Here is a 26,083-nt window from a genome sequence, read left to right as displayed (position 1 = left end):
CGACGCCCCTCACCGCGGCTCCCCGCCCACTGGGGTGACGCGGCCGCCGTCGAGGGCCTGCAGCCGGACTACGACAACAAGCCAGCTGGGCCCGCGGGAAGAGGAGCTGCACACACAATCCATGACGGTCAGCCCACCGACCACCCCCGACCAGACAGACGACCACAACCCCCAACCACCGGTCACGAACCCACAACAAGCGCACCGGCCCGCCATGGTCGGCGCCATGGTCGGCCCAAGCACAGGGCCTCCGGAGCACGGTGGGAATGCACGCTCATGACTGCGCAGAGGCCCCGGCGTGCGCAGAGCGCAGCCGCTGCACACCGCGGGTCGGGGTTCTGCACAGTCGACGTGGGAGGGCGGTTGTGCACAGCAGGGAGTCGGGCTCACCGTTCCTCCCCTGCTACGGGGGTTCGTCCATGGCTGGGGCCATCCAGCCACGAGATGAGACGGGGAAGCACATCCTGTGTTCCCCGACCAGGCAGGCCGCCACGCTCCCGACCAGCCGCCACGAAACCGCGGCGTGCGCACTGACCAGACATGGTCGGCCCCACGGTCGGCCCACCCACAGGGCCTCCGGCGCGCCGGTGGCTTTGTTCAGGAGAACGGGCGCACTGGTTCTGTTCCCGTTCTCGTGGACGGAGCCAGGCGCACTGCCCACCAGCTGCTCGGCCCATGGTCGGGGCGACCACGAGGCCTTCCCGCTCACCCCCGACCAGGCAGGCCGCCGCCACCTCCGACCACCCGCCACGAAACCGCGACCTGCCCACTGACCAGCCTTGGTCGCACTCGTGGTCGGGCCGGCCAAGGGGCCTTTCGCGTGCGCGGGCGAGTGTGCACAGTCGCGCGCAATGCTCCCAGGGCTCAATGTGCAGGTGGCTGCGCAATGCGTGGAGGGGGCTGCACAGTCGGCGTGCGCGGCGAGTGCACACAGCGGGATGCACAGTCGCCGCGGGCTGCACATTCGGTCTGCTGACACGTCAGCCGAGGGGCCGCGCCCTGGTGTTGCCGTGTGCCGGCACGCGCCTCCTGCGTGCCCTGCTCGTTCTCGCGATCCTCGAAGTCGATCGCTGACGGGCGTCGAACTGTCGCGGGCTGCCCGTCTTCGGAGCTGATGGGGTGTCGGGACGGGGCAGGATCCGTCGGCGGCACATGGTGCTGCGGTGCGCGGGCCTGGGAAGGCGGAGATCGCGACCATGGCCGACGACCTGAACGAGACCTACGGCGCGTGGCTCGCCGGACGCGGCCTGTCGGAGGCGATCGAGCGGGCCTGCGCTCGGGGCGCGGCGAGGATGCGCGGGGTCGTAGCGACCCAGCGTCAGTGCGCCGTTTAGTCAGGGTGATGGGGGCGGTTGGGGACGGGCATCCCACCGACGTCGAAGTTCCATACGGCCTCAGGTACCGGCCCGAACGACCCCTCACCGGGCCCGGCCGTGGGATGGTCCGGTTCACGAAGCGGCTGTGCGCCCGGGCGCGCCGCGGCCCGGGTACGCGGTGTGCGTGCCCGGGCCGTGCGGTGCCGGTCCCTGGGGCGGGGCGGGGCGGGTGTCGGTGTCAGGCTGTGAGGGCGTCGTGGAGGGCGTGGAGGCCGTCGCGGTAGATGCCGGTGAACAGGTCGGTGACCTCGTTCTCGGTGGCGCCGTCGGGGTTGAAGCGGCCGGACCACTGGACCTCGGTGGCGTTGTCCTGTCCGGGGACGGTGTGGACGCGGAGGGTGGAGACGTAGCCGTTGACGGGGAAGGGAGCCTGGAGGATGGCGTAGCTGTAGTGGCGTTCGGTCTCGTTGAAGTCGACGAGGCGTTCGACGATGACCTCGCCCTCGGTGTTCCTCAGTCGGCGGACCCGGCCGCCTTCGAGCGGGGTGCTCTCGGGGATGTAGGGGAGCCAGTCGGGTAGGGCGTCGAAGCCGCCGATGAGGCTCCAGACCTTGTCGGGCGAGGCGGGGACGGTGCGGCTGACGGACGTCGAGGCCATGGTGTTTCTCCGGATGGGTGTTGCTGGTGTGGGGGGGTTGGGGGTGGGGGTGGTGGGGGTCAGGCGCCCTTGGGCAGCGGGGCGGCCGGGCTGACCAGGCCGGCGGCCCGGAGGTCGGTCCAGAAGGCGGCCGGGATGTCCTCGTTGAGGGCGGCGGTGTCCTCGGCGATGCGGCTGGGCCGGGTGGCGCCGGGGATGACGGCGGCCGCGACCGGATGAGCCAGGGAGAACTGGAGGGCGGCCGCCTTGATGCTGATGCCGTGCCGGTCGGTGAGGGCCTTGATGCGCTTGACCTTCTCGATGATCTCCGGCGGGGCCTGCTGGTACTCGAAGTTGGTGCCGCCGGCCAGGATGCCGGAGCTGTAGGGGCCTCCGACGACCATGTCCACGTCCTGTTCCTGGGCCATGGGGAGCAGGCGCTGCAGGGCGTGGGAGTGGTCGAGGAGGGTGTAGCGGCCGGCGAGGAGGAATCCGTCGGGCTTGGGCTCGTCCAGGGCGAGGGTCATCTCGATGGGCTCGGTCTTGTTGACGCCCAGGCCCCAGGCGCGGATGACGCCCTCGTCGCGCAGCCGGGACAGGACGCGGAAGGCGCCGGTGCGGGCCTCCTCGAACTTGCTGACCCAGGCGTCGCCGTGGAAGTCCTGGGCGATGTCGTGGACCCAGACGATGTCGAAGCGGTCGACACCCATGCGGCGCAGGCTTCCCTCGATGGAGCGCTCGGTGGCGTCGGCGGTCCACTCGTGGAGGATCTTGTTGGGGTTGCCGTGCTCGAACAGGCCGCCCTTCTCGCCGAAGTCGGGGACCTCGGTCTCGGTCTCGTCGAGGATGACCCGGCCGATCTTGGTGGACAGCAGGTACTCGTCGCGGGGCTTGGCCGACAGGACCTCGCCGAGCCGCTCCTCGGCGAGGCCGGCGCCGTAGAAGGGGGCGGTGTCGTAGTAGCGGATGCCCTGGTCCCAGGCGGCCTCGACGGTGGCGTGGGCGTCCTCGTCGGGGATCGCGCGGAACATGTTGCCCAGCGGGGCGGTGCCGAGGCCGAGACGGGCGGGAAGGATGTTCTTCAAGGACATGGGTGGTGCCTTTTCGATCGGTGCCTTGGTGTGGGGGTGAGGCGTGGAGGAGCGGATGCCCCCCCGTGCGGCGGCCTGTCTGAAGGCGGCCGGAGCACCGGGCGGGGTCACCCGCCGGGGCGGTACAGGCCAACCACATGTGATTGCGATAGCGCCTTACAGGTGAAGACAATAATTGCAGACGCTGGGTAATGCAAGTGGTCCTGTCAGGGAACGATCGCGGGGACCAGGCCGCCTGGCGGCAGCGCTTCGACACCGACTGGGGAGGCAGGAGCCCACGAGACGGGGGCGGAACGTTCACAAGATCCGGCAGGGCGCCAAAGGGCGATCAAGGCGGGCACCGAGCCCTGACGTACGTTCGAACTCGTGACGTGCACCCTGAAATCCCGGCCGGTGTCCCCGTGAGCGGCTGGTGGGCCTACTTGGAAGAACGGACCTGCCAAGAAGTCGATGCCGACGTGCTGCGCGACCGCCGGCTGTTGGCGGTCAGGACCGTCCGGGAGGCGCTGCGCCCGCTGGGGGTGGGCCTGCACGAAGCCGAGCGGGTGGTCCACGCGCGATACGAGGCTCTGGGCGACCGCGTACAGAGCACACCGCCTGATCCGCTGGATCTTCCCTCGCTCGCAGCCCGCGCAGCGGCTCTCCCAGGCCGTGTGAAGGCGGTGGAAGCCCTCTGGGACGGCGATACAGCGCACGACTGGTTCGTACTCCTCATCGCGGTCCTGGACACCCCAGGCGGAGAGGGCCACCTGGCGACCGTCCACCACCAATCTGACGGCCCTCCTCCTGGTGTTGCTGCCGCCGAGGCCGGCCGGACGCTGGCCGGCCACCTTCGCGTGCCTTTCCACTTCGCGTCTCCGGACGTCCCTGATGACGACGCCCCACGCCGGAGGACAATCCAACGGCCGACAAAAAGGCAGTGACCGCGGGAATGGACGGGGTGCTGGGCCGGGTCCAGGGGATACGTCGGAGAAGGGCGAGTAGCGCCGCCGCGGGCCGTGCGCGCTCAGTGGCGCAGGGGCCAGGCCGTGCCGGCGGTGTCGGACTCCTCGCCGGCGTGCCGGGCGCAGGCGTCGGTGAGGGTCTCCAGCAGGGTCAGCGGGTCGGGCAGCGGGGCTCGGGGCCGCGCACCCACCACAAGGAGACCGGACCACCACCTGGTGCCTCCCGATCCCATCAACACGGCCTGAGGTCCGATCCGGCTGCCCCTCCCCGAGACGGTGAACAACTGCTGCCGAGAATCGGGTTCCGGCTCAACTTCCGTGCCGCTGTTACGGAGAGTCAGAATGCCGTGGTCGTTGCCGCGGACGGCAAACAGCGAGTCCGGCTTGCGGCGGGGCCGTCCGACCCGGCCGCGGACCGACGGGATCGCATCGAGCAAGGACAGGAGTTGGGTGACGTCGTTGCGGTTGCCGCCGGTCAGCAGAACCGCGAGCGGGGTGCCGTGCCCGTCGGTGATCGGGGGGTGTGTCGGCCCGGCCTCGGTCGACCGGCGAGGGGCCCGTGTGGACATCCCCGACCAGCGTCAGGCGTTCCAGGCACGTGGTGACGGCCTCATCGGCCAGCAGGGGGTGGCGCGGCTACATCGATCTCCAGGTCGACCTGGTCATGGAAGATCTGAAGACCAAGCCCAACTCCGGTGGCCGCCAGTGGCGATGGCCGGAGCCTGGGTCGCCTTGTGGTGGTACTTGCGGCACCATCTCCGCGAGCAATGAACCGCCCGCCGCCGGACTTGACGGGATCAACCCCACGGGGCTGGCCCCGTCGGCATGATGGCGGGGTGGATCACGTGATAATGGCCGTCTTCGGGCTGAACAAGGACTACACCGTCGCGCTTGTGGGCTTCACAGGGACCTTTCTCGGTGCCGTGGTAGCCTTCCTGGGCATTCGGTGGCAGGTGAAACGCCAGGAGCGGGAGAAGCAGCTCGATCACGCCACTAGAGAGTGCGGGAAGGCTCTGCTGACCCTGCTCCGGCTCTTCAGGAAGCCCGAGTACGAGGGCGGTGACGTCAGCGAGTCCTGGAAGAACGACATGACGGACCAGGTGGACGTCCTGAAGCTCACCATTCCGCTCTTCCCGAATGACGATCTGCGGGAGCGGCTGAACGCCACCGTCGACATCCTGGCTGACTGGCACTACGTGGTCTTCGAGGGGCCCGGCCAGGACGAGTATCCCGAGTCTGGTCCGGTGATACGAGAGGTACTCCAGCACGCGATCGACTGCATGGGCGCGGTCCGCCGAGGAGTACGCCGACTCCCCAAGGAGGGCAAGGCGTTCAAGACCGCCAAGGACAACATCAACGAGTACTGGGCCTATGAGGCGGACAGCCGCCTCTGACCTGCCATAGTCCCTACCAACACGCAGCTGTATTACGCGGGCGCTGACAGACGAAGAGCTGAGCCGGCCGCCGAGGACTTGACCGGATCAGCCCCGAGCGGGTGGTGCCGGTCCAGCGCGGACTGGCACCCGCTGCCTGATTCAGACCCGCTTCACATCCAGGAGGACGCGCTCCAGCGGCATCCCCATGTGGAAGATGATCCACTCCTGGGAAGCGCTCTCGGCCTCACCAGGTGGGCACAGGTGGTCTTGGCCTCCTGCACGTTCAGGTCCCAGCCGTCCCGTGTGGGGGGTGGCTGTCACCGGACACGAGGTGCACTTGCCATGCCAGCAGTTCCCTCCCAACCCCGACCAGATCGGCAACCACCAACTTGACGATCGGTCACACTCCGTCCGGCAACACGTCGGCTGGCTGCCGTGGTCGGGCCCATGGTCGGGCGACCACGGCAGTCGGGTCGTGCAGGCGGCTACGCAATGCGTAGGGAGGTGTGCACAGTCGGCGTGCGCGGCGAGTGCGCACAGCGGGATGCGCAGTCGCCACTGGCTGCACAGTCGGTCTGCTGATACGCAGCCGAGGCCACGTCCGGGTCTTGCCATGTGCCGGCACGCGCCTCCTCGCCCGCCCCTGCCGCTGTGGTTACTGGGGAGGCCGGTGCGGACCCGTGGCGGCCGTGGTCGGGGCTGTGGTCGGGCCGACCGCGGTATTCGTGACCTGTTCGTGATCGTGGTCGGGGTGGTGTGGTCGGTGGTCGGGTCGGGGCTGACGGATTTCCTCAAGGTCAGCAACAACGGTTCCTGACCTGGGAGTTTGACCATGCCTCCTGGCAAGAAGGCCTCACGGAGCGAGGCCGTCCCTGCGATCGCTGCGGGGGTCGAGCTGGAGAAGATGCGGCGGCGCGTGCGCTTGTCGCGCCTGGCGCTGTTCACCGCGATCGCGACCGGCCCCGTCGCCCTGGGCGTCGCGGTGGCCTCCGGTCCTGTCACCGCCGAAGCTGCCTCCCCCCACAGGCCGGCCCCGGTGCGCACGGCGGCGGTCGCGGCCGACCCCGCGGGCTATGCGCAGGTGTTCATCGACGCGTGGCTGCGCAGCAGCGCGGACGAGGCGGGCAGTGCGCAGGCGCGTCTTGCGCAGTCCCTCGCCCCAGATGTGGCGCTGCCGGATCCAGCAGCCGGTGCGCAGTCGAGGCTCCAGTCGGTGACCGCTGTGCGCAGTGTGCAGCGCGACGGGGGTGCGTGGGCGGTGACGGTGGTGGCGCAGTACGCCGACGGCACGGTGCGCTACTTCGCCGTCCCCGTGGCCGGCGACCGGGCGGGTGTCTCGTTTGCGGTGACCGGTGCTCCGGGGGTGGTGGCCGGTCCGGCCCGGGCCGCGGTGCCCGCTTCTCCGTACACGGTGAGCGTTCCCTCCGACGGTGCCCTGTCGTCGACGGTCGGTGAGTTCCTCGGCGCCTACCTCACCGGCACCGGAGAGGTCGACCGCTACCTCGCCCCCGGTGTGAAGCTCACGCCCATCTCTCCCGCCCCCTACCGGGCGGTCACCGCACGGGAGGTGTCGGCGGTCGAGGAAGCCGCGGCCGCCAGGCAGGTACCGGCCGACGGGGCCAAGGCCCGGGTCCTGGTGCAGGCCGAGGCGCGGGATGACGCCGGCCGGTGGCCGCTGGCCTACGAGCTCGCGCTCACGGCCCGATCCGGCCGGTGGGACGTCGCCGCGCTGGAGGCCGGGACCGTCCAGGGCGGGGGTGCGCGGTGAACACGGTGTACGACGTGGTGTTGGCCGGGGAGCTGGACGGCCTCGGGGACGGCTGGATCGCCATGCTCGAGGGCTGGGCGACCAAGGGCCTGCGGGCCGGACTGATCGTGCTGGTCGTCGTCATCATGGTCCAGAGGTTCAGTCTGAAGGCCGGGATCGGCGCTCTCCTGCTGATGATCATCGCGCTGGGCTTGTACAACTCCCGCGAGGACCTCGCGGACATGTTCACCGACGAGGTGAAGAACCCCGCCAACGGCGCCCCCGCCGTCCCCGGACTCGTGCAGGGGACCGGCCCGGCGGCCCGTGTGGGCTCCGGCAGTGCGGGAGGTCTGCTGTGAGCGCCGCCCCCGCGGGCAGGGTCGGGCGTTTCTACACGACCGCGCGCCGTCATCCGTGGGTGCTGGGGAAGGTCGCCGACTGGAAGATCCCGCTCGGCCCCTACACCCCCGCGCAGATCGCCGTCCTCGTCGGCGGCGGGTTCCTTCTCGTCAAGACCATCAGCTGGTGGTCGTGGACGGGCCCGGTCCCCGTGGTGGCCTGGGTGCTGGCCGTGTGGGCGGTACGCCGACCCAAGATCGCAGGCCGCGCTCCGCTGCAGGCGGCGTGGGGCTGGCTGTTGCTGGCCTGGCAGCCGCAGGGCGGCCGGACGGGCGGCCGGGCCGCCCGCGACCACGCCGCCCGCCCCGTACTGGGCGGCTTCACCATCGAGGGAGTCTGTCCGGCTGCTCCGCCGGCGGCGCGGCAGCGCGTGGCCGAGCCGGCCTCCGACCGCAGTGCGCCCCGGGTCCGGGAAGTCCTCGCGCCCGTGCGCCGCCCGTCAACCAGGCAGAGCCGGCCGCCGACGCGGCCTGTGCCCGCATCGCCTGCGCCGGTATCGGCCGCGCCGGTGTCGGGTGTGCAGCAGCTGCTCGCCCGCGTCCAGGAGACGGGGGGTGTGCGGTGAGGGTTCCGGTCCGTCACATCGCCGGCCACCTGGTCTGGTCGACGCACGGCAGCGTGTGGGCTGTCTATCGCCTGCATCCCGGCCCCGATGGGGACGGGCAGCGGGCGGAGACCGTCCAGGGCACCTACGTGCCCGCCGCGGTCCGTGACGAGCAGCTCGCCAAGGTCACGCATCTGGTGCGGTCGTTGTCCGGGGCGCCGCGGTTGTTCGGGCTGTGTGCGCAGGTCGATCCCGGCGAGGTCGCTCTCCAGATGATCGAGGGCATCGAGCCCGCCGGGCAGGTGCCGGGCGAGGGTGCGCATCCGTGGGTGGAGAACGTCGAGGCGACCCTGGATCTGCTGGACGGCCAGGAGATGCACCGCCGCACCCTGTGGCTGGCCGTGCCCCTGCAGAACACCGCTGCGGGCGGGCAGGTGGCCGCGTCGCTGGGAGCGATGTGGGCAGACGTCGCGCCCGTGCTGGGCATGCGGGCCGCGCCCGTGGCGCGCCGTGAGGTGAGCGCGTACCGCGAGCAGGCGTCGCGGGTGGAGGCCGCGCTCGCCGGCGGGATCGCGTTCCGTGCGGCGCGTCCGGCGGAGATCGTGTGGATGGTTCAGCACGCCCTGCACCGCGGCCTGGCGGAGCCGCTGCTGACCGAGGCCGAGAGCAGCGATCTGTACGGCGGGCAGGTGCGGGGCGGGGTGCTGCGCTCCCCCAGTTACGCCGATCTCGGCCAGGCGCGCCTGCAGGAGGGCGGCATCGACCCCGACCTGGACGACGTTGACGAGCTGAAGGGCGCGGGACGTGTTACGCGGTCGGGCCGCTCCGCCTGGTGGCGGCAGAGTGCCGGGTCGCCGCTGCGCAGGCGGTGGCTGCAGGTTGAGACGGACAGCGGGGTGGGCTATCAGGCGCAGCTCGCGTTGGCCGAGTGCCCGCCCGCGGTCGGTGCGGAAGCCGCGGATCTGTTCGCTCAGCTGGAGATGCTCGACTTCCCCGTCGACTACACCGTCGACCTGACCTTGGTGCCGGCGGAGAAGGCCCGGGACCAGGTGCGGCGCAAGAAGAACGAACTCGTCGACCAGGCCGACCAGTACGACGCCCGGCCCACCGGCATGCCCGCCTCCCTCACCGACGCCGCCCGGGACCTGGGTGAGCTGGACGCCCGCCTGTCCCGCACGTCCGTGGAGGTGGAGGTGCAGTCGGTGACGGTGCTGACGGTGTGGGGGCCGACCGCCGCCGTCTGCGATGCCCGCGCCCGGGCCCTGACCGCGCTGCTCAGCGGCGCCGACTACCGGGTGGTGCGCCCCGCCGGACTGCAGGAAGCCCTGTTGACCCTCGGGCTGCCGGGGACCGCCCGGCCGGGCGTGCTGCGGGAGTTCACCCAGCACCAGGTCTCCGAGGACTGGGCACTGTCCGGGGCCTTCACGGTCGGCGAGGTCGGTGATCCGAACGGGATGTTCCTGGGCCTGGACCTGGACTGCGGCACCACCCGCCCCGTGATGATCAACGTCGCGGACGCGCCCAAGCAGGACGCGTCGGCGTCGATGGGCATCGTCGGAGACCTCGGGGCCGGCAAGAGTGTGCTGCAGAAGCTGATCGCGGAGGCCGTGTGGGCGCGCGGCGGCTGCGCGATCTGCATCGACCGCACCCCGGTGCGCGAGTGGGCCACCTTCGCCCGCAGCGCCGCCAGGGGCCGGGTGCAGATCGTCGACGCCGCACGGGCCGAGGTGTCCATCGATCCGCTGCGGATGTTCGACGGGCCAGAAGGCCGCCACTACGCCCTGTCCTACCTCACCCTCCAGCTCGGGATCGGGCCGATGAGCACCAGCGGCGAGGTCCTCCACCACGCCGTCGAGCGGGCCGCCGCCAGTGAGCAGCCGTCCATGCAGCGGGTGCTGGAAGTCCTCGAGGAGATGGCCGGCTCGGAGGCGGGCAGGCGTCAGGACGCGGCGGCCACCCTCGCCGGTCTGATCCGGGTCGTGGAGACCAACCCGCTGGCCCGGATGGTGTTCGACCCCACGCTGCCGCCGGTCAGGCTGGACGCCTCCAGCGCCTCCGACATGATCGTGATCACCACGGCCGGGCTGAAGCTGCCGCCCAAGGCCGCCTTCGACAATCCCGAAGTCCTGCATCAGCAGCCGCTGGAAGCCCTGATCGGCCGCGCGGTGCTGTATCTGATCGCGGCGCTCGCCCGGCAGACCGCGTTCGAGGACCCCGAGCGGTTCACCGCCGTCGTCCTGGACGAGCTGTACTGGCTCACGTCGTCCGCTGAGGGCACCGCCCTCGTGCACGAGATCCTCCACGACGGACGTAAGCACGGCGCCGGACTGATCGCCGGCTCGCACGACGCCGAGGAGCTCGGCCCCGACCGCGGCCTGATGGCCTACCGGGCGCTCGCCCGTACCGCCGACCGCGAGCGGGCGCGCCGCGGTCTGGAGTTCGTCGGCCTGAACCCCGATGACCCCGCGCTGGTGCGGCTGGTGACCACAGGACTGTCCCCCGTCGGCCAGAGCGGCCGCGAAGGCGAGTTCCTGCTGACCTGCCCGCGGCAGAACACCGGACGGGTCAAGACCGTCATCCCGCGCATCGAACGCATCGCCACGTCGATCACCACCACGCCCGGGCACCGCGGCGGCTCTGGCCCGTTGGCCGAGCAGGAGGCGTTGGCATCCAGCGTGAAGAGCAGGCAGGGCTGACCATGGCACGTCGTCCCAGCCCCGGCACGCTCCGCTCCGCCGCCATCATCGTGCTGCTCGCCGGCGTGTTCGTGATGGTCAACAGCCAGGTCGTCTATGCGGCCGGCAGCAACAGCGAGACCGGTGACCTCCTGGCGCCGCTGAACATCACCTCCTCCGAGGGCGTGCCGATCAACGGTTACGAGCTGAGCGCCGAGGGCGGCTCGATCGTCGCCTTCAAGACGCAGGCCCTGGCGTTCGCCCTGTCGGGGCTGTTCACCCTGATCCGGCTGCTGGTCGGCCTGGCCGGGTGGGCGGTCGAGGTGGCCTTCCGGTTCCCGCTGCTGAAGATCCTCACCCGCCCGGCGCAGGAGGTCGCCGACACGTACAACGACGTGGTCGTCGACCAGCTCGGTCTGAAGGGTCTGCTGCTGGCGTGGGCGTTCGTCTTCGCAGGGTTCATGATCGTGCGTGGCCGGGTGGGCCGCGGGCTGGGCGAGATCTTCCTGACTCTGCTGATCGCGGCGTTCGCCGCGTCCGCGTTCGTGCGCCCCGACACTCTTCTCGCGCAGGACGGCCCGCTGGGCCAGTCGCAGCAGGTCGCGGTCGAGGTCGCCCAACAGAGCGTGAACGCCTACGACTGGGGCGGCAAGCTCGCCAGCAAGGGCCCGTGCGACGGCATGGCCGGCAGGCAGGAGATCAAGTGCCTGGAACGGGAGGGGGAGCGCCCCGCCACCGCTGCGGAGGTGGCCCGCCCGCTGCAGGACTCCGTCACCAATGCGCTCATCGTCAAGCCGTACATGCTGCTGCAGTACGGGCGGATCCTCGACCCGGCCAAGGACTCGGACCGCAAGGCGTATGCGGTCCATCTGAAGTGGGTCACGGGCGGCTACAAGACCGGGGACGACGAGCAGGAGAAGAACGACCCCTGCGAGAAGATCCAGGGCCCGGGCAAGAGGTACTGCGAGCGCGGCGACGGCGACAACGGCACGGAAGGCGGGCTGCCGGAGTTCACCCCGGGCGGAGAACTCCTCGATGCGGCCCACCCCGTCCTCAGCGAGGAGGACCAGCAGTTCGCCGCGTTCCTCGCCGACCTGAAGAAGGCCGGCGACGTCGGCAAGGCCTGCGCCGACTATGCGCAAAAGCCCACCTGGTGGCGAGTCGGCGGCGCCGCCCTTCTGCTCGTTGCCGCGCTGTTCATCTGCGGCACGCTCCTGTCCAGCGCCATCGTGCTGCTTGGTACCCAGGGCATCTGTGCCGCGGCCGCCGCCGCGGGCGGTGTCGCCTTCGTGGCCGGCATGCTGCCCGGGCCCGCGCGGCAGTCGGTGTGGAAGTGGCTGTCGCTGTGGGGCATCGCCATGCTCGCCCTGGTCGGCATCTGCGCCTTCGTGCCCTTCTTCGGCATCGCCGTCGACGCCACCATCACCAACGGACCGGACCTGATGGTGGAGCGGATTCTGCTCATCGACGTGCTGGCCATCGCGGGCGCGGCCGGGCACCGCAGGCTGCTGACCGGGATCACGTCCTTCGGCCGGCGCATGGCCATGCGGATGCGGTACGCCAAGGTCGGCGGCACCCACATGCCCGGCGATACCTCCGAACTCGGTGCCGCCCTCGCCATGAACTCCCCGGCCGCTCTGGGTGGCGGTCTGCGCGCGTTCACCGGCGGCGGTGGCGGCCGGTACGGGATGCTCGGCACCCGGCAGCGGCTGATGGGCGCCCTCACCTCCGTGTTCGACGGCACGGGCATGCCCGTCGACACCGGAAGAATGCTCGCCGACGCCACCGCGGAAGCCGGACGCGGCCTCGCGCCGCTCACCGCGGCCGCCGCCGTCGGCGCGACAGGGGTACGGCTCGGCGCCAAGGGCTCGCACTGGCTGCTCATCGGCCGGCGGCCGGACAAAGAGCAGCTGGCCCGGTGGCGGAAGCCCACCGCGGACGGCGACCCGGATGCGGGCACCGCGCAGGGCGGCCCCGGCGACGCAACCGGGGGCAGTGGCAGCGCCGGGCCGCGCCGTCCGGGCGGTCCGCCCGACCGCTACCGCGACGAGGACGGCCAGGTCGTCGACGGCCGCACCGGCGAGGTGCTGCACGACCAGAACAGCGACCGCACCCTGTTGTCGACCCGCGCGCACAACCGGCTGGTCCGCTTCCGCGGCTACCGCATCCTCCACCGCGGCGGCCGAGCCGCCTACGGAGCGACGGCCGGTCTGCCGGAAAACGTCCGGCGCCTGCGAGAGGGCCGCTCCCGCTACTCCCACGACGCCCGCCAGCAGGTACGGGTGTGGGGCAACACCGTCCGAGAAGACGGCCGGGCGTGGGCGGCCGTCGGCCGCCACGTCTCCCGGACCCTGCGGGAGAACACCGACGACCGCGGCGGGCCCGGCCCGTTCGCCGGCCGCCGCCTGCCGGCCGTGACGTCGTCAGCTACCCCCGGGCGTCCGGACGCGTCCCGCCGGCCGGTGGCCGGTGCGACGCCGCCCGCAGCGCGGCGCGACGTCACAGGAACTGCTGGGGCGGCTGTGCGACCGGAGAGGAGGAGCGGTGCTGCCGCTGCAACTGCCAGCGGGGCGGCAGCGGCAGCCCTTCCCGGTGGAAGCCGGGCGGGCAGCGCCGCGCGGGAGGAGGCGCGGGTCCGGATGCAGGAGCTGATGCGTAGGACCGAGCCCGAGGCCGAACGGCTGCGCCAGGAACGGGCGCGGGCGCGTGACGAGGGCGGTGAGGGCGAGTGAGGCCGGTCCGACGCCGTGTGGCCCGGTGGGGGTGTGTGGGGGTGCTGTTGCTGTTCGCCGCCGTGTGCTGTGCCGCGTCTGCCGGGAACGCGATCAGTACCTATGCCGCCCTGAAGTCGGGTGCCCAGGACGAAGGAGGCGGGATCGCCGTCGGCGGCAGCGCAGCGGATATTCCGCCGCGGATGCTGACCGCGTACAAGAAGGCCGTGCAAAAGGTGGGCAGGCATGTGCCGAAGTGCCGGGGCATGCGCTGGCCGATCCTTGCCGGCATCGCCAAGGTCGAGTCCAACCACGCCGTCGGCCGCAACGTCGCCGGCAACGGCGACATCCGGCCCAGGATCTACGGGGTCCTCCTCAACGGCTCAGGTGCGGGCGGGAACACCACCGTGTTCCCGGACACGGACGGCGGCCGCTGGGACGGCACCGCCACCGGGGAGCGAGCCGTCGGCCCGTTCCAGTTCCTTCCCTCCACCTGGGACGGCGTCGGCCAGGACGCCGGCGGAGACGGGACTGCTGACCCGCACAACGCCGACGACGCGGCCCTCGGCGCCGCGGTCTACCTGTGCGGCAACGGACGCGACCTGGCCAAGGAGTCGCAACTGAGGGCAGCGATCTTTCAGTACAACCGGTCCGACGAGTACGTCGCCAACGTGCGCGGTTGGATCGACCAGTACACGGCTGCCGCCGATGGGCCGGACCTGGAGAACGTCACAGGCGACGTCCGCACGGTGATCGAGGCGGCGCTCGCCCAGAGGGGCGTGCCGTACTCGTGGGGCGGGGGGACCGTGAGCGGGCCGAGCACCGGGGTCTGCTGCTCCCCCAGCGGCAAGAGCGGTGCCAGCATCCGGGGCTTCGACTGCTCGGGGCTGACCACCTACGCCTACGCCCAGGCGGGGATCCGCCTGCCGCGCACCGCGGCCGCCCAGGCCGGCGTCGGCCGGCGAATCCCCGCCAGTGCGGGAACACGCGCGCTCCAGCCCGGCGACCTCGTCTTCTACGCCTACGCCCCAGGCCGCGACTCCACCATCTACCACGTCGGGATCTACGTCGGCGGCGGCCAGATGGTCAACGCCGCCCGCCCCGGCACCGTCGTGCGCCTGGACGCGGTCAACGCCATGTCCGGCTACGCGGGAGGAGCCCGACTGCTATGACCACACCCTCGCAGCGCTCACCGCGCCTGCTGCTGGCCGTCACGCTCCTCCTCACGGCAGTGGGGACGGCCATGCTCACGCGGCCGCCCCAGTCCAGTCCCCGAGAAGCCGACGCCCCGGCACGCCAGTCCGCCACCATCCCGTCGGGCCACCCGACTCTGCCTTCCTCGAGCGCGGAGCCTGCGGCGCCCCAGGACAGCACCACCGCTGCAGGCGCATCTGCCCCGGCACCGTCCGCGTCCGCGTCGGCGCTGCCGCCGCACGGCGAAGGGACCGCAGGCGACCGGGCCATCCAGCAGGCCCTGGACACTGCTTGGCCCGCTGACCTCGACGCCGTCGACGAGCGGCAGCTGCTCACGGCCGGCCGTGCGCTGCTGCGAGCCGACGCGACCGGTGTCGGCCGGGACCGGTGGCCTGCGTATTTCGCGCGGCAGGAGGCGATTGCGCCGGCGTTCGCCACGGCCCGCTTCCGGATCCAGGCCGCCATCGCCCGCCAGGACGGCGCCCGAGACCGGGCGGTGGTGCACCTGGTGTGGGCGGGCACCGACCGCGGCGGCACCCACACCGACGGCCGCATCACCGACCTGCACTTCACCCGCACCACCCCGACGAACAAGAAAGAAGGCCCCGCGTGGATCCCACAGCCCCGTCCCTGACCCTCACCGCACCGCTTGGTGACGTCGCCGGGTGGCTGTCCGGCCTGGTCAACGTCGCCGGCTGGCTGCTCACCCACTGGTATGTCCTCGCCCTGCTCGTCGCCGGGTGCTGGGGGCTGGCCGAGTGGGTCGTGCGCCGCCTGGCACGCAAGGCCTCCGCCGAGCGGATGGCGCTGGAACTGGTGCCGACCAGACACTTCGATCCGGGTCCGGAGGAGATCTTCCGCCGCGGCGTCCAGCTCGCCAGGGCGTCCACGTCCATGCCGTGGTGGGCGCCGCGCCGTACGAAGGCCGTGCAGATCCGGCTGCGTGCCGACGGCTCCAGCCCGCTGCGCTACCGCATCGAAGGACCGGCCGGCGGCGAACGACTCCTGTCCATCACGCCGTTCGGACCGGCGGTCACCGTCCAGCGGGGCCGTCCGATCACCGACAAGCCACGCAAGCATGTGGTGCGGGCCGAGTTCATCCTGCGGGGCAAGCCCACAGCCCCGCTGCGCGACGTTCCACTCGACCCCGACCCGCTGCAGCCCCTGGTCGACGCCGTCTCGGATCTGCGGGCCGGACTGGGAGACCTGGCCGAGCTCCGGCTCGACATCCAGCGCGCCCCGAAGTGGACACTGCGGGCCAGGCGGGTGCAGCTGATGTCGGACGCCCGCCGCCGTGAGCGGCGTGAGGCGCAGCGGGCGGCCCGGTGGCTGCGGCAGGACGCCGGCGGTGTGGAGGACTCACTGGGCTGGCAGTTGCAGCAGCTGATCGGCGGCAAGCACAACGGCGGTGGGGCGGGGGGTGGCCGGCGGCTGGTGATGCCGCCGGTGCCGCGCCGGGTGGAGCCCGCCGAAGCGCTGGGCAAGCTCGCCGATGACGACCACCTGGTGCGGGTGCAGCTGCTGGTGATGTGCGCCTCCGACACCGAGGGGCGGGCCGAAGCACGGCTCGCTCAGCTCCAGGCCGGCCTGGACGTGTTCGGCGGCGGCTCCCGGTGGGCGATGCGCGGCTGGCACCTCGGACCGTGGCGTCTGGGGGCGGACCGCTGGCCCAGCCGGCGCGGCTTCGAACGCCGCTGGAACCTGGGGCACTGCCAACCGCCCCGCCCGAACTGGGTACGCCTGGAGGAACTGACCGGACTGCTCAAGCCGCCCACCGTGCACTGCCGGCTGCCGCTGCTCGCCGGTGATCTGCCGACCTTCGAGTTCGGCGATCCCCGGCTGCTCCTGCAAGGCATCTACCAGGGCCCGGACGGTCGCCGTCGTCTGGTCGCCAGCTACGCGGCAGAGACGCTGTTCGAGGTCGGTGTGGGCAAGGCGGGCGGCGGCAAGACCGAGCGGGCCCTCGCGCAGGCGATCGGCTGGGCCCACTCGGGTGGAGGGCTGATGTTCGTCGACCCCCACCGCGACTCCTGGCCCCGCGCCCTGCCGTTCCTCGCCCACGACACCCTCGCGGACCGCATCGCCCTGATCGACCTGGGCGCCCACGGCCCCGCCCCGCACGTCAGCTCGTGGAACCCGCTCGACATGCGCCAGGGCCAGGTCGCGCACGAAGTCGTCGAGGCCACCGCGGACGCCTTCGCCTCCGTCCTCGGCTGGGACGACGCCACAGCGCCCCGCGCCCTGACCATCCTCACCGCCGCCCTCGCCGTCCTCGTCGCCGTCAACGCAGCTGCCTGCCAGGCCGGACGGCCCGAGGACCAGACCACCCTCTTCCACGTGCGGGCCCTGCTCACCGACCCCGCCTTCCGTGCAGCCGCACTCAACGGCGTGGAGGGGCGCCTGGATGAGGAGACCCGCGCCTGGTGGCGCAGCGTGTTCCCCACGCTTCCCGTCGATGCCTTCGCCGTCGTCCTCAACCCGATCACCCGCCTGGCCGCCAACCCCGTCACCCGCGCCTTCCTCGGCCAGCCCGCCGGCGTCTACAACATCCGCGCCGCGATGGACAGCCGGATGATCGTGTGGGTGTGCCCCGGCGGCAACGGACCCACCGACCGGCTCATCACCGCACTCCTTGCCCGCGATCTGCTCCGTGCGGTCCGCTCCCGCCGCGATGTTCCCGAAGCGAAGCGGGTGCCGTTCCGCGCCTACTTCGACGAGCTGATCACCCTCACCGGGGCAGCACCGGAGACGATCGCCGCCATGTTCGAGGACTTCCGCAAATACCGGGTCCACGTCCACGGCATGACCCAGCTCCTCGCCCGCCTCCCCGGCCCGGTACGGCTGTCCCTGGTGCAGAACGCCTCCACCCTCGCCTCCACCGCCGGATCCCAGCCCGCCATCGCCCCGATCACCGCCGAGTGGGGCGACCAGCCAGGTCCCGATGTCGTCGCCGCCCTGGACCGGTTCGACCACTACATGTCCCTGACCGTCCGCGGCCGCCGCGTCGGCCCCGTCAAGATCACCGGACCGCACCTCGACGACGTCTTCGCCGCCTACGCCCGCCCCGACAACGCCGCGGCGTTCGAGCGCGCCGCCCGCACCACGGCCGGCACCGCACCCCTGAACGAACTCACCACCCGCGCCCGCGGCCAGCTCGACCGGGCAAGCGCCTTCCTCACCCAGCTCGCCCCCGCCACCGCGCCAGACAGCCAGGAGAAGACCTACAAGTGACCGCCATCGCCCAGGCCGCGCCCGCCACTCACATCCCGAGCCCCGTCGAACCCCTCCCCCACCAGCTGCTGACCGCACTGGGGCAGCACCGGATCGCCACCACCGGCCAGCTCCACGCCCTGCTCCGCCCCCACGCCAGACGCCAGACCGTCAACACCCCGCTGAACGAGCTGCGCCGCCAAGGCCTGATCGACTCCACGGTCCTGCCCCGCTCCCGCGGGACGCGCGCCTGGTACCTGACCGGTGACGGGGCCCGGATCGTGAAGGACTTCCCCGCCCTGCGAGGCCGGCCGCCCTACCCGATCACCTCCGCCACCGCCGCCTCCCTGAAAACACCCCACACGCTCACAGTGCTGCGCACCCACCTGGCATTCGTCGCCGACGCCCGCCGCCGCGGCGACGAACACGGCTTCCTGGACTGGACACCCGAGGTATCCCACCCCCTCGGCGACGGCGACAAGGTCATCACGGACGCGCTGATGCACTACACCCTCACCGACCCAGGACAGCGGACCAAACTCCGGGCATTCGTCGAAGTCGACCGCACCACCATGAGCAGTGAACGCCTCGCCTCCAAACTGATCGACTACGCACGCCTGTGGTCCTACGAACCACAACCCGTAGGCCGGCAACGCTCACGCCAGCCGGTCCAAGCCGGACCTGGCTGGCTGCGCTGGTACCCCGTCTACCCCCGGACCCTGTTCGTCCTCACCAGCGGCTCCCGGCAAGTCCTGGACCATCGGATCAGAGACCTGCAAGCCATGACGGCGCAACATCCACTCGTGGCAACCATGGCCCGAACGGTGCCGATGGGCGCCGCCGTCCTGGAAGACATCGAGGAGCAGGGGCCTACCGGCGAAGTCTGGACACCGTTGAACAACGGCCAGCCGCGGTCATGGACCGAACTGTGAAGCGATCACCGCCGTGAAGTTGCAGGTGCATCCCGCAAAGGAGGCAGCGAAGGCACACGACAACAAGTCGACAATCGGTTTCGGAAGTGACCGAATACCACCCAAGGTGTTCGAGTGAACTCGCCTCTTCGACTTGGGAGTTGACCGGCATATGCGTAACCTAGCGATCACGCAAACGCATCACCGCAGCTTGGCCGAGCTGTGGAACCGTCCTGCTGTTCGCAGGCGTCGCAGGGCATCGACCCTGTTCACCGCGCCGCACGGGGAGGCAATCGTGGAACGTTGCGCACATCGGATCCTTCACGACCGTACTCATCTGCGAATGTTCTCCGGCACGGTCATGGCACTGTCCGCTGCACTTGCCCTGCCCGCGTGCAGCACGTCTGACGGAGAGGCCAAGACCACCGACGGGGCTTCGAGTGCCGCGCCGGCCCCGACAGCGACTGCGGCACCGAGCCAGTCCAATGATCCGGAGGCGGCTTCCAAGGCAGCTGTCCTGCATGCCTATAACAGCTTCTGGGCCGAGCAGGTTAAGGCGTACGCCAAGGGAGACACGGCAGGTACGGACTTCGGCCAGTACGCCGCTGCAGAGGCGCTGTCGAACGTGCGCAACGATCTCAAGGACTTGCGGTCGAAGGGCATCGTCACGACCGGCGCGCCATCCCATGACGTCACGGTGGAAGAGCTGGTCCCGGAGAAGAAGGTTCCTTACGCCAAGCTGGCGGACTGCTTGGACAGCACGGACTGGAAGTTCGTCTACGCCGATTCCCGCGCGCCTGTGAAGATGCCGAAGGACCGGCTTGTCCGCTACGTGACGGTAGTTGAGGCGGAGAAGTGGGGGGAGCAGTGGAAGATCGTCACTGTCACACCGCAGCAGCGCAGCTGTTAGGCCGCGTCCTCCTCGGATCCGCCGTCGTGGCCGCTTTGGCACTGGCGTTACCTCCGTCTGCCGCTGCCGGGCCGTCCACGGGCGGTAAATGCAGTGGAGCCGGTATGTGGGTGGTCTGCGAGGCCGACGAGGATTCATCCGCCTCTGGCTCGGCCGCCAAACCAGCCGGCTCCGGCTCCGGCTCCGGCGACAAACAGCAGGCCAAACCGGTGTGCACGACCGAGCGGATGGTGCCTCAGCCACCCGCAGGCAGCATGTTCTGGGGTGAGAAGTCACCTGAGGACGGCGCCGTGCACCAGCGGACCTGCCTCAATGGCCCCGGCGGCACTCCGGTGACGGAGAGCGTCGTGCTGGATGGAACGGCGGCCGCCCCCGCCATCGATCCCGAGTTGGTGGCACGGCAGGCGGTGAGCAAGATGAAGCTGCTCGGCCCGACCATCGGCAGTCCGCGGACTGCTGGCCGTTACACGGTCGGGGTGCCGGTGTGGATGTGGGTGGAGCGGACACCTACGTCGTACGGCCCGCAGACGACCAGTGCGACAGCCGGTGCCGTCACCGTCACCGCCACCGCCCGCGTCTCCTCAATCACCTGGAGCATGGGTGACGGCTCCTCCGTGACGTGCAACGGGCCAGGTACGCCCTACCGGTCCTCCGAGGGCATGGCTCAGTCGCCGACCTGCGGCCACGTCTATGCCAAGACTTCCGCGGGTGCTCAGTCCCACAAGTTCACGGTGACGGCGACGTCAACGTGGACGGTCGACTGGAAGGGCGGCGGCGAGGCCGGGGAGTTCACCGAGACCCGTGAGTCCGACGTGCAGGTGGCCGTCGGCGAGTTGCAGGTCGTCAGGTAGAAGCCGCCGAAAGGACAGAACGTTGAGCAAGACCAAGGAACGAGCTGGAGCTCCTGCTTCTGGCGGCATTCCCCACCAGGCTCAGAGCTACGGCCCGGTTGCGCCTCCTCGGGTCTCCGCCCGCAGGCGCCGACCGGGTGTGATCGCTCTGTCGCTGGCGCTGATCGCAGCCGGGGGCGCTGGCGTCGCGGTGCTTCTTCTCCAGGTCGGCAACCGTACCGAGGTGGTGACCGTGGTGCGCGACGTGCAGGTAGGACAGGTCCTGACCGAGCAAGATCTCGGGAACGCGTCGGTCGCCCTAGATCCGGCAGTGAAGGCCGTGCGCGCCGATGAGGTGGAATCGGTGGTGGGCAAGCGGGCAGCTGTCGAGCTGAAGCCGGGTTCGCTGCTGAGCCCGTCGCAAGTCACGAGGGACTCCTTGGTGAAGGCCGGCGAGCAGTTGGTCCCGATCGGTCTGAAGCCCGAGCAAGTCCCCGCAACGGCCCTGGTGCCGGGGCAGAGGGTCCAGCTGGTGCATGTGCCGGTCCAGGGGGCCGCCGAGGCGGGCAAGGAGCCCGGCGGGGACGGTCCGCAGAGCATCGCCGGACGGGTGGTGAAGGCGTCGAAGGCGGCCCCTGGGACGGGGGTGGTGGTCGTCGACGTGTCCACAGCCGCGGAGGACGGCCCGACCGTCGCCGCGTGGGTGTCGGCCGACGCGCTGCGCCTGGTTCTCGACGCTCCGGACGGCAGCTGATGGCCGTGATCGCGCTGGCGGGGTGCAGCGGCGCCCCGGGGGTGACGACCAGTGCCCTCGCTCTGCTGCTGTCCTGGCCGCTTGAGCCGGGCCGAAGGATGATCCTTGCCGAATGCGACCCGGACGGGGGCGCTGTCCTGCATGGCCTGCTGCAGGGCACTCTCGGGGACCGGTACGGGTTGCGGAATCTGTCGGTGGCGGCCCGTAAGGGCGAGTTCGGTGAGGCGTTCTGGCGGCAGCTGATCGATCTGAGCAGCGAGGACGGCAAGGCTGAGTCGCCGCGCGACCGGCTGCTGCTGCCTGGGATCACTGATCCCGCCCAGGCGGCGAGCCTGAGTCCGGTCTGGAAAGGTCTGGCCGCGATATTCCGCGGCATCGACGCCGACCACGGTCACGACGTCCTGGTCGACCTCGGCCGCCGCGGGGCGACCGGCCCGTCGGGTGTCCTGGCCGAGCAGGCCGACCTCGTCCTGGTCGTGGTCCGCAACACTCTGCGCTGTCTGCAGGCCGCCCAGAGCAGGGTGAACGCCCTGTCGGAGCGCGTCGGTGACGTCGGCCTGATCGTGATCGATGAGGGCCCGTACCCGGCGGGTGAGGTGCAGCGGGTGCTGCAGGTTCCGGTGGTGGCGACCCTGCCGTATGCGCCGAAGGAGGCCCGGGTGCTGTCCGACGGGGCAGAGCAGCCCCGCCACTTCACCAAGTCCGCGCTGATGAAGGCTGCCCGGACCACGGGCACGTTGCTGGTGCAGCGGGCGGCCGCCCGCCGTGCCCGTCTCGGCCCGCCCGGGACGGCGGCAAGGAGTGAGGAGGTCAGCTATGCGCGGTAGGCCTCTGCACGCCGACCCTACGGTGGTGCCGCCGCCCGGCAGGCCACCAAAGACGCCGCGTCAGCAGGCGGAGGGCACTCCGGCCGGGTCGGCGGCTGGCACCGGAGTTCTCGGCTCAGCGCCTCAAGTCACGGTCGACTACAAGGTCGCCCGGCACATCGCCTCACAGGTCGCCAAACAGCGCGAAGAGCTGCTGAAGACGGCGCCGGACATGGACCGGGCCAGCGAAGAGCAGCGCTGCCTGGACTGGATCACCGAGGCTGTCGCGGTGTGGTCGGATGCCGCGGCGATGACGCCGCAGCAGGACGAGGCGCTACGCCGGGCGGTCTATGACCTGCTGTACCGGGCGGGGCGGCTGCAGCCGTATCTGGACGATGAGCGGGTCGAGGACATCATCATCCAGGGCCCGCACGAGGTGTGGCTGGACTACGGCGACGGAGAACGCCGCATGGTCGGGCCGATCGCGGACACCGAGGAAGAGCTGCTGGAACTGCTGCGAGAACTGGCCCGGGGTTCCGGGCACCAGGAGCGGACCATCTCCACCGCGAATCCCTCGCTCGCTCTGTCTCTGCAGGACGGGTCGCGGCTGCAGGCGGTCACGGGACTCGGGCCGATGACGTATGCGGTCATCCGCCGGCACCGCGTCTCCCACGCCGACCTGGACGATCTCGTGGGCCTGGGCACCATCGATCCGGTCCTTCGTGAATTCCTGGGCGCGTGCGTGCGTGCGGAGAAGAACATCATGATCGCGGGAAAGCAGAAGGCCGGGAAGACGACGCTGCTGCGGGCGATGCTCAAGGAGTTCGACCCGGAGACGCGGTTCGCGACGATCCAGACCGAGGACGAGCTGTTCGCCCACGCCAACGGCTACCACCGGCAGGTCGTCTCCCTGATCGGGCGGGAGTCCAACGGGGAGAAGGACGCCTCCGGTCGTGGTGCCGGTGAGGTGACGCTGCTGGACCTGATGCATCCGGCGCTGCGGATGTCGCTGGAGCGGATCGTGGTCGGCGAGGTCCGCGGCCCGGAAGTCGTGGCGATGATGCAGGCGCTGACCAACGGCGCCGGCGGCAACCTGTGCACCATCCACGCCCGCCGCCCGGACATCATTTTCGACCGGATCGCCGAGCTGTACGCGCTGGCGCAGGGCAATCTGTCCGAGCAGCTCGCCTACCGGCAGACCGCCAACGGCCTGGACTTCATCGTGTACGTCGACATGACGGACGAGACGCAGATCGGCGGCCACCGCCACCGCTACGTCTCCCACGTCCTGGAACTGACCGGCATCGGCGAGAACGGGCGTCCCGCCACCAACGAGGTCTTCTCGCCCGGCCTGGAGTTCGGTGAGCTGCGGGCGGTGCCGCGGATGGATCCGGGCTGCATCGACGACCTGCGCCGTGTCGGTTTCGACTCCAGCCTGCTGCAGCAGCCTTACGGGGCCTGGCCGGCGCCGCTGGCGCTCAAGGTCGGAGGCGTCCAGTGATCCTGCTGTGGGGGCTGTTGTGCGGCATGGCCGTTGTCGGCGGGCTGATCGGTCTCGTCGCCGGGATCGTCGGGTCGGCGGCACCGCGCCGGGCCCCCTGGTGGCAGCGGATGCTGGCCCGGCGCGGCCCGGACCAGCCTGAGGACGTCCGGATGCGCCGACGGGCCCTGTCCGTCGGCGCTGTCGGGGTGTTCGCCGTGGTCTGGCTGGTCTCGGGGAACTTCGTCGCGGGCGTGCTGCTCGGCGCGGCCGTCATCGGTGTGCCGTGGCTGGTCATGCCGGGGCAGATCGCGGCGGAACGCATCGGCCAGCTGGAAGGCTTGAGTGAGTGGACCGGTCGGCTGGCCGGCCTGCTGCGGCTGGGCATGGGCCTGGAGCAGGCGATGATCACCAGCAGGCAGGGCGCCCCGGACGAACTTGCTGCTCAGATCGTCAATCTGTCCGACCGGCTGCGGCTGGGCTGGCGTCCCGAGGACGCCCTGCGCGCCTTCGGGGATGAACTCGGTGACGTCACCGGCGACAAGGTGGTGGCCGCGCTGATCCTGTCGGTCAATGACCGTGGGCCGGGCCTGGCCCAGGCGCTGGAGGACCTGGCGGGCTCCGTGCGCGACGAGGTCGCCAAGAAGCGCAGCATCGAGGCGGACCGTGCCAAGCCGCGGACCACGGTGCGGTGGATGACCATCATCACCGTGGGCATCGTGGTGGCCGGGTTCTTCGTCCCCTCCTACACCGCTCCGTACTCCACGCTCCTGGGCCAGCTGGTCCTCGCGTTCCTGACGGCCGGGTTCGTGGCCACCCTCGCGCTGATGCGGCAGCTCGGCGCCTTCCGCCACATCCCACGCTTCCTCACCTCCGATCCGGCCAGCACGGTGCGGCTGCCCGCCCCGGCCACTACCGATCTCGATGCGCCGGCTGTGGAGCGCGAGCACGAAGGAGTGAGCCGGTGAACCTTCTGCCTGTCGTGCTGAGCGGTGGGACGGTCGGCGCAGGTGCTGCGCTGCTGGTGCGGGAGATGTTGCGCCCGCAGCCCGCTCTGGCCCCGGCTCTGCAGCGCACGGCGCCGGGCAGCCTGCCCGTGTCCCCGGAGCGGGACCTGGACCGGGACGAGGTGTGGGGGCGGTGGCTGCTGGCCCGCCTCGAGCGCCTGCCCGGCGTGCGCGTGCCTGTCAAGAACCTGGCCCTGCTCGGCCAGGGGCCGGGCCAGTTCATGCTGAAGAAGACCGCGCTCGCGGCGCTCGGGCTGCTGTGCCCCGTGCTGGTGACGATCCCGTGGATCGTGGCGGGTGTCTCGCTGCCGTTCTATGTGCCGGCCGTCGTCGGACTCGCCGTCGCCGTCCTGCTGTTCATCACCCCGGACCTGGCGGTGCGCGACCAGGCCAAGCGGGCGCGGGAGGAGTTCGCCCACGCCCTGGTCGCCTACCTGGACCTGGTCGCGCTCAAGCGGGCCGCGGACGCCGGGCCGACCGAGGCGCTGGAGAAGGCGGCCGCGGTCGGCCGGGGCTGGCCCTTCCTGTATGTGCAGGGCGCGCTGCGCCGGGCCCGGCTGGAGAAGATCCCGCCCTACCAGGCGCTTTCCGAGCTGGCCGCCGAGTACGACCTGCCCGCCCTGGACGACGTCGCCGACATCATGCGCGGCTCCGCCACCGACGGTGCGGCCGTCTACAAGGCCCTGCGGGCGAGGACTGCTGCGCTCAGCGCCGAGCTGCTGGCCGGGCAGGCCGCCGAGGCGAACGCGGCCAGCGAGAAGATGACCGCCCCGGGCGCTCTGCTCGCCGTGCTGGTCATGCTGCTCATGGCGTTCCCCGCGGTGATCCGCATGCTCACCGTCTGATCCGAACCGATCGTGCTGACCGACACCGACAAGGAGAATTCCCGTGAAGCACACCGCTGTCCGTTCCTACCGGGCTGTGCGCTGGCTGACAACGCGGCTGGAGAGCGGCCTCGCCGAGATCCGGCGGCGCCCGGACGGGGGTGACATCAGCATCACCACCGTCATCATCTGGGTCGCCGCCGTCACCGGCGCACTGGTGATCGCCGGAACCATCGCGGCGGTGATCGCCAAGTACAACGGCAGCCTGAGCGGCATCTGATGCTGGACCGTGCCCGCCTGACAGCGTGGTGGCGGGGGCGCAGATGGGCCGACGACCGCGGTGACGCGTCGGTCCAGATGGCCATCGTCTACCCGTTCGTGCTGCTGGCGACGATCGCCGTGATCCAGGCGTCCCTGTGGTACTACGCGCGGCAGATCGCCCTGACCGCCGCCCGCGAAGGAGTCACCGCCGCCCGCGTCTACCAGGCCGGCCCCGCCGACGGCGCAGCCCGCGCCCGCCAGGTCCTGGGGCGCACGGCCGGGGACAGCCTGCGCTCTCTGAGCGTCAGTGCCGGCAGCGACGGTGAACGCGTGCGGGTGCGGGTGACCGGTGTCGCCCAGTCGATGATCCCGGGGGTTTCGGGGCTGACCATCACGCAGTCGGCGTCCGGGCCGGTCGAGAGGTGGACGTCCGCCCCATGAGACTGGTGCCGGTAA

At 71.0% G+C, this 26,083-nt stretch carries 22 protein-coding genes and 2 pseudogenes; 20 read left to right on the top strand and 4 right to left on the bottom strand.

From position 1 onward, the window contains the following. The first annotated feature begins 1,163 nt into the window (after positions 1-1,163). Positions 1,164-1,334, top strand: a complete 171-nt coding sequence (locus ACH499_RS30150; RefSeq protein ID WP_399019770.1) for a hypothetical protein — start codon at positions 1,164-1,166, stop codon at positions 1,332-1,334. 220 nt (positions 1,335-1,554) lie between these two features. Here ACH499_RS30150 and ACH499_RS30145 read toward each other — a convergent pair whose 3' ends face one another. The 4 genes and pseudogenes from ACH499_RS30145 to ACH499_RS30130 all read right to left on the bottom strand — a co-directional run. Beyond that, positions 1,555-1,974, bottom strand: coding sequence for an SRPBCC family protein (locus ACH499_RS30145; protein ID WP_399019768.1), 420 nt, complete (start codon positions 1,972-1,974; stop codon positions 1,555-1,557). A gap of 59 nt (positions 1,975-2,033) precedes the next feature. Then, positions 2,034-3,044: an aldo/keto reductase gene (locus ACH499_RS30140; RefSeq protein ID WP_399019766.1), complete on the bottom strand. Its 1,011-nt coding sequence runs from the start codon at positions 3,042-3,044 to the stop codon at positions 2,034-2,036. Positions 3,045-4,050: 1,006 nt separating this feature from the next. Beyond that, positions 4,051-4,181 (bottom strand): annotated as a pseudogene (locus tag ACH499_RS30135) (DNA primase); the annotation flags it as partial. Between the two features lie 112 nt (positions 4,182-4,293). Next, a pseudogene (locus tag ACH499_RS30130) lies at positions 4,294-4,546 on the bottom strand (IS5/IS1182 family transposase); the annotation flags it as partial. 278 nt (positions 4,547-4,824) lie between these two features. Between ACH499_RS30130 and ACH499_RS30125 the strand changes: the two are divergent. The 19 genes from ACH499_RS30125 to ACH499_RS30035 all read left to right on the top strand — a co-directional run bounded on the left by ACH499_RS30125 (position 4,825) and on the right by ACH499_RS30035 (position 26,068). After that, complete coding sequence (locus ACH499_RS30125) at positions 4,825-5,382, top strand: hypothetical protein (RefSeq protein WP_399019764.1); 558 nt, start codon at positions 4,825-4,827, stop codon at positions 5,380-5,382. 814 nt (positions 5,383-6,196) lie between these two features. Further along, entirely contained in the window at positions 6,197-7,132 is a 936-nt protein-coding gene (locus ACH499_RS30120; protein WP_399019762.1) for a conjugal transfer protein, read from the top strand. After that, a complete protein-coding gene (locus ACH499_RS30115; protein WP_399019760.1) occupies positions 7,129-7,470 on the top strand; it encodes a hypothetical protein in 342 nt (113 codons plus the stop codon). Before ACH499_RS30120 ends, ACH499_RS30115 begins: the two co-directional genes overlap by 4 nt. Then, positions 7,467-8,075, top strand: a complete 609-nt coding sequence (locus ACH499_RS30110; protein ID WP_399019758.1) for a hypothetical protein — start codon at positions 7,467-7,469, stop codon at positions 8,073-8,075. Before ACH499_RS30115 ends, ACH499_RS30110 begins: the two co-directional genes overlap by 4 nt. Beyond that, positions 8,072-10,750: an ATP-binding protein gene (locus ACH499_RS30105; RefSeq protein ID WP_399019756.1), complete on the top strand. Its 2,679-nt coding sequence runs from the start codon at positions 8,072-8,074 to the stop codon at positions 10,748-10,750. Before ACH499_RS30110 ends, ACH499_RS30105 begins: the two co-directional genes overlap by 4 nt. A gap of 2 nt (positions 10,751-10,752) precedes the next feature. After that, positions 10,753-13,461 (top strand): hypothetical protein, encoded by a 2,709-nt coding sequence (locus ACH499_RS30100; protein WP_399019754.1) that lies wholly within the window; start codon positions 10,753-10,755, stop codon positions 13,459-13,461. 41 nt (positions 13,462-13,502) lie between these two features. Then, the gene (locus tag ACH499_RS30095; protein WP_399019751.1) at positions 13,503-14,612 is read left to right on the top strand and encodes a C40 family peptidase; all 1,110 of its coding nucleotides are present in this window, start codon (positions 13,503-13,505) and stop codon (positions 14,610-14,612) included. Further along, positions 14,609-15,268: a hypothetical protein gene (locus ACH499_RS30090; RefSeq protein ID WP_399019749.1), complete on the top strand. Its 660-nt coding sequence runs from the start codon at positions 14,609-14,611 to the stop codon at positions 15,266-15,268. The genes ACH499_RS30095 and ACH499_RS30090 overlap by 4 nt, the downstream gene beginning before the upstream one ends. Next, complete coding sequence (locus ACH499_RS30085; protein WP_399019747.1) at positions 15,244-17,865, top strand: ATP/GTP-binding protein; 2,622 nt, start codon at positions 15,244-15,246, stop codon at positions 17,863-17,865. The genes ACH499_RS30090 and ACH499_RS30085 overlap by 25 nt, the downstream gene beginning before the upstream one ends. Next, positions 17,862-18,776: a replication-relaxation family protein gene (locus ACH499_RS30080; protein WP_399019745.1), complete on the top strand. Its 915-nt coding sequence runs from the start codon at positions 17,862-17,864 to the stop codon at positions 18,774-18,776. Before ACH499_RS30085 ends, ACH499_RS30080 begins: the two co-directional genes overlap by 4 nt. A gap of 190 nt (positions 18,777-18,966) precedes the next feature. After that, entirely contained in the window at positions 18,967-19,665 is a 699-nt protein-coding gene (locus ACH499_RS30075) for a hypothetical protein (protein ID WP_399019743.1), read from the top strand. A 104-nt stretch (positions 19,666-19,769) separates the two neighbouring features. Beyond that, complete coding sequence (locus ACH499_RS30070) at positions 19,770-20,516, top strand: ATP/GTP-binding protein (protein WP_399019742.1); 747 nt, start codon at positions 19,770-19,772, stop codon at positions 20,514-20,516. Positions 20,517-20,538: 22 nt separating this feature from the next. Beyond that, positions 20,539-21,249 (top strand): SAF domain-containing protein, encoded by a 711-nt coding sequence (locus ACH499_RS30065; RefSeq protein ID WP_399019740.1) that lies wholly within the window; start codon positions 20,539-20,541, stop codon positions 21,247-21,249. Next, positions 21,249-22,076 (top strand): hypothetical protein, encoded by an 828-nt coding sequence (locus ACH499_RS30060; RefSeq protein WP_399019738.1) that lies wholly within the window; start codon positions 21,249-21,251, stop codon positions 22,074-22,076. The genes ACH499_RS30065 and ACH499_RS30060 overlap by 1 nt, the downstream gene beginning before the upstream one ends. Further along, a complete protein-coding gene (locus ACH499_RS30055; RefSeq protein WP_399019736.1) occupies positions 22,066-23,556 on the top strand; it encodes a CpaF family protein in 1,491 nt (496 codons plus the stop codon). Before ACH499_RS30060 ends, ACH499_RS30055 begins: the two co-directional genes overlap by 11 nt. Further along, the gene (locus tag ACH499_RS30050) at positions 23,553-24,503 is read left to right on the top strand and encodes a type II secretion system F family protein (protein WP_399019734.1); all 951 of its coding nucleotides are present in this window, start codon (positions 23,553-23,555) and stop codon (positions 24,501-24,503) included. Before ACH499_RS30055 ends, ACH499_RS30050 begins: the two co-directional genes overlap by 4 nt. Continuing rightward, entirely contained in the window at positions 24,500-25,387 is an 888-nt protein-coding gene (locus tag ACH499_RS30045) for a hypothetical protein (protein WP_399019732.1), read from the top strand. The genes ACH499_RS30050 and ACH499_RS30045 overlap by 4 nt, the downstream gene beginning before the upstream one ends. A gap of 43 nt (positions 25,388-25,430) precedes the next feature. Then, positions 25,431-25,646, top strand: coding sequence for a hypothetical protein (locus ACH499_RS30040; protein ID WP_006134994.1), 216 nt, complete (start codon positions 25,431-25,433; stop codon positions 25,644-25,646). Continuing rightward, positions 25,646-26,068: a TadE family protein gene (locus tag ACH499_RS30035; protein ID WP_399019730.1), complete on the top strand. Its 423-nt coding sequence runs from the start codon at positions 25,646-25,648 to the stop codon at positions 26,066-26,068. The genes ACH499_RS30040 and ACH499_RS30035 overlap by 1 nt, the downstream gene beginning before the upstream one ends. Positions 26,069-26,083 lie beyond the last annotated feature (15 nt).

Origin of the sequence: Streptomyces sp. NPDC018947, from assembly GCF_044390505.1 — a bacterium.
Taxonomy (GTDB): Bacteria; Actinomycetota; Actinomycetes; order Streptomycetales; family Streptomycetaceae; genus Streptomyces.
The sequence above is the reverse complement of the archived record's forward strand: the minus strand, read 5'-3'. Positions and strand labels throughout refer to the sequence as shown.

Coding starts and splice junctions, on each gene's coding strand:
- ACH499_RS30120 (WP_399019762.1), top strand. CDS start 6,197: ATGCCTCCTGGCAAGAAGGCCTCACGGAGCGAGGCCGTCCCTGCGATC.
- ACH499_RS30090 (WP_399019749.1), top strand. CDS start 14,609: ATGACCACACCCTCGCAGCGCTCACCGCGCCTGCTGCTGGCCGTCACG.
- ACH499_RS30100 (WP_399019754.1), top strand. CDS start 10,753: ATGGCACGTCGTCCCAGCCCCGGCACGCTCCGCTCCGCCGCCATCATC.
- ACH499_RS30145 (WP_399019768.1), bottom strand. CDS start 1,974: ATGGCCTCGACGTCCGTCAGCCGCACCGTCCCCGCCTCGCCCGACAAG.
- ACH499_RS30055 (WP_399019736.1), top strand. CDS start 22,066: ATGCGCGGTAGGCCTCTGCACGCCGACCCTACGGTGGTGCCGCCGCCC.
- ACH499_RS30140 (WP_399019766.1), bottom strand. CDS start 3,044: ATGTCCTTGAAGAACATCCTTCCCGCCCGTCTCGGCCTCGGCACCGCC.
- ACH499_RS30060 (WP_399019738.1), top strand. CDS start 21,249: ATGGCCGTGATCGCGCTGGCGGGGTGCAGCGGCGCCCCGGGGGTGACG.
- ACH499_RS30035 (WP_399019730.1), top strand. CDS start 25,646: ATGCTGGACCGTGCCCGCCTGACAGCGTGGTGGCGGGGGCGCAGATGG.
- ACH499_RS30070 (WP_399019742.1), top strand. CDS start 19,770: ATGTGGGTGGTCTGCGAGGCCGACGAGGATTCATCCGCCTCTGGCTCG.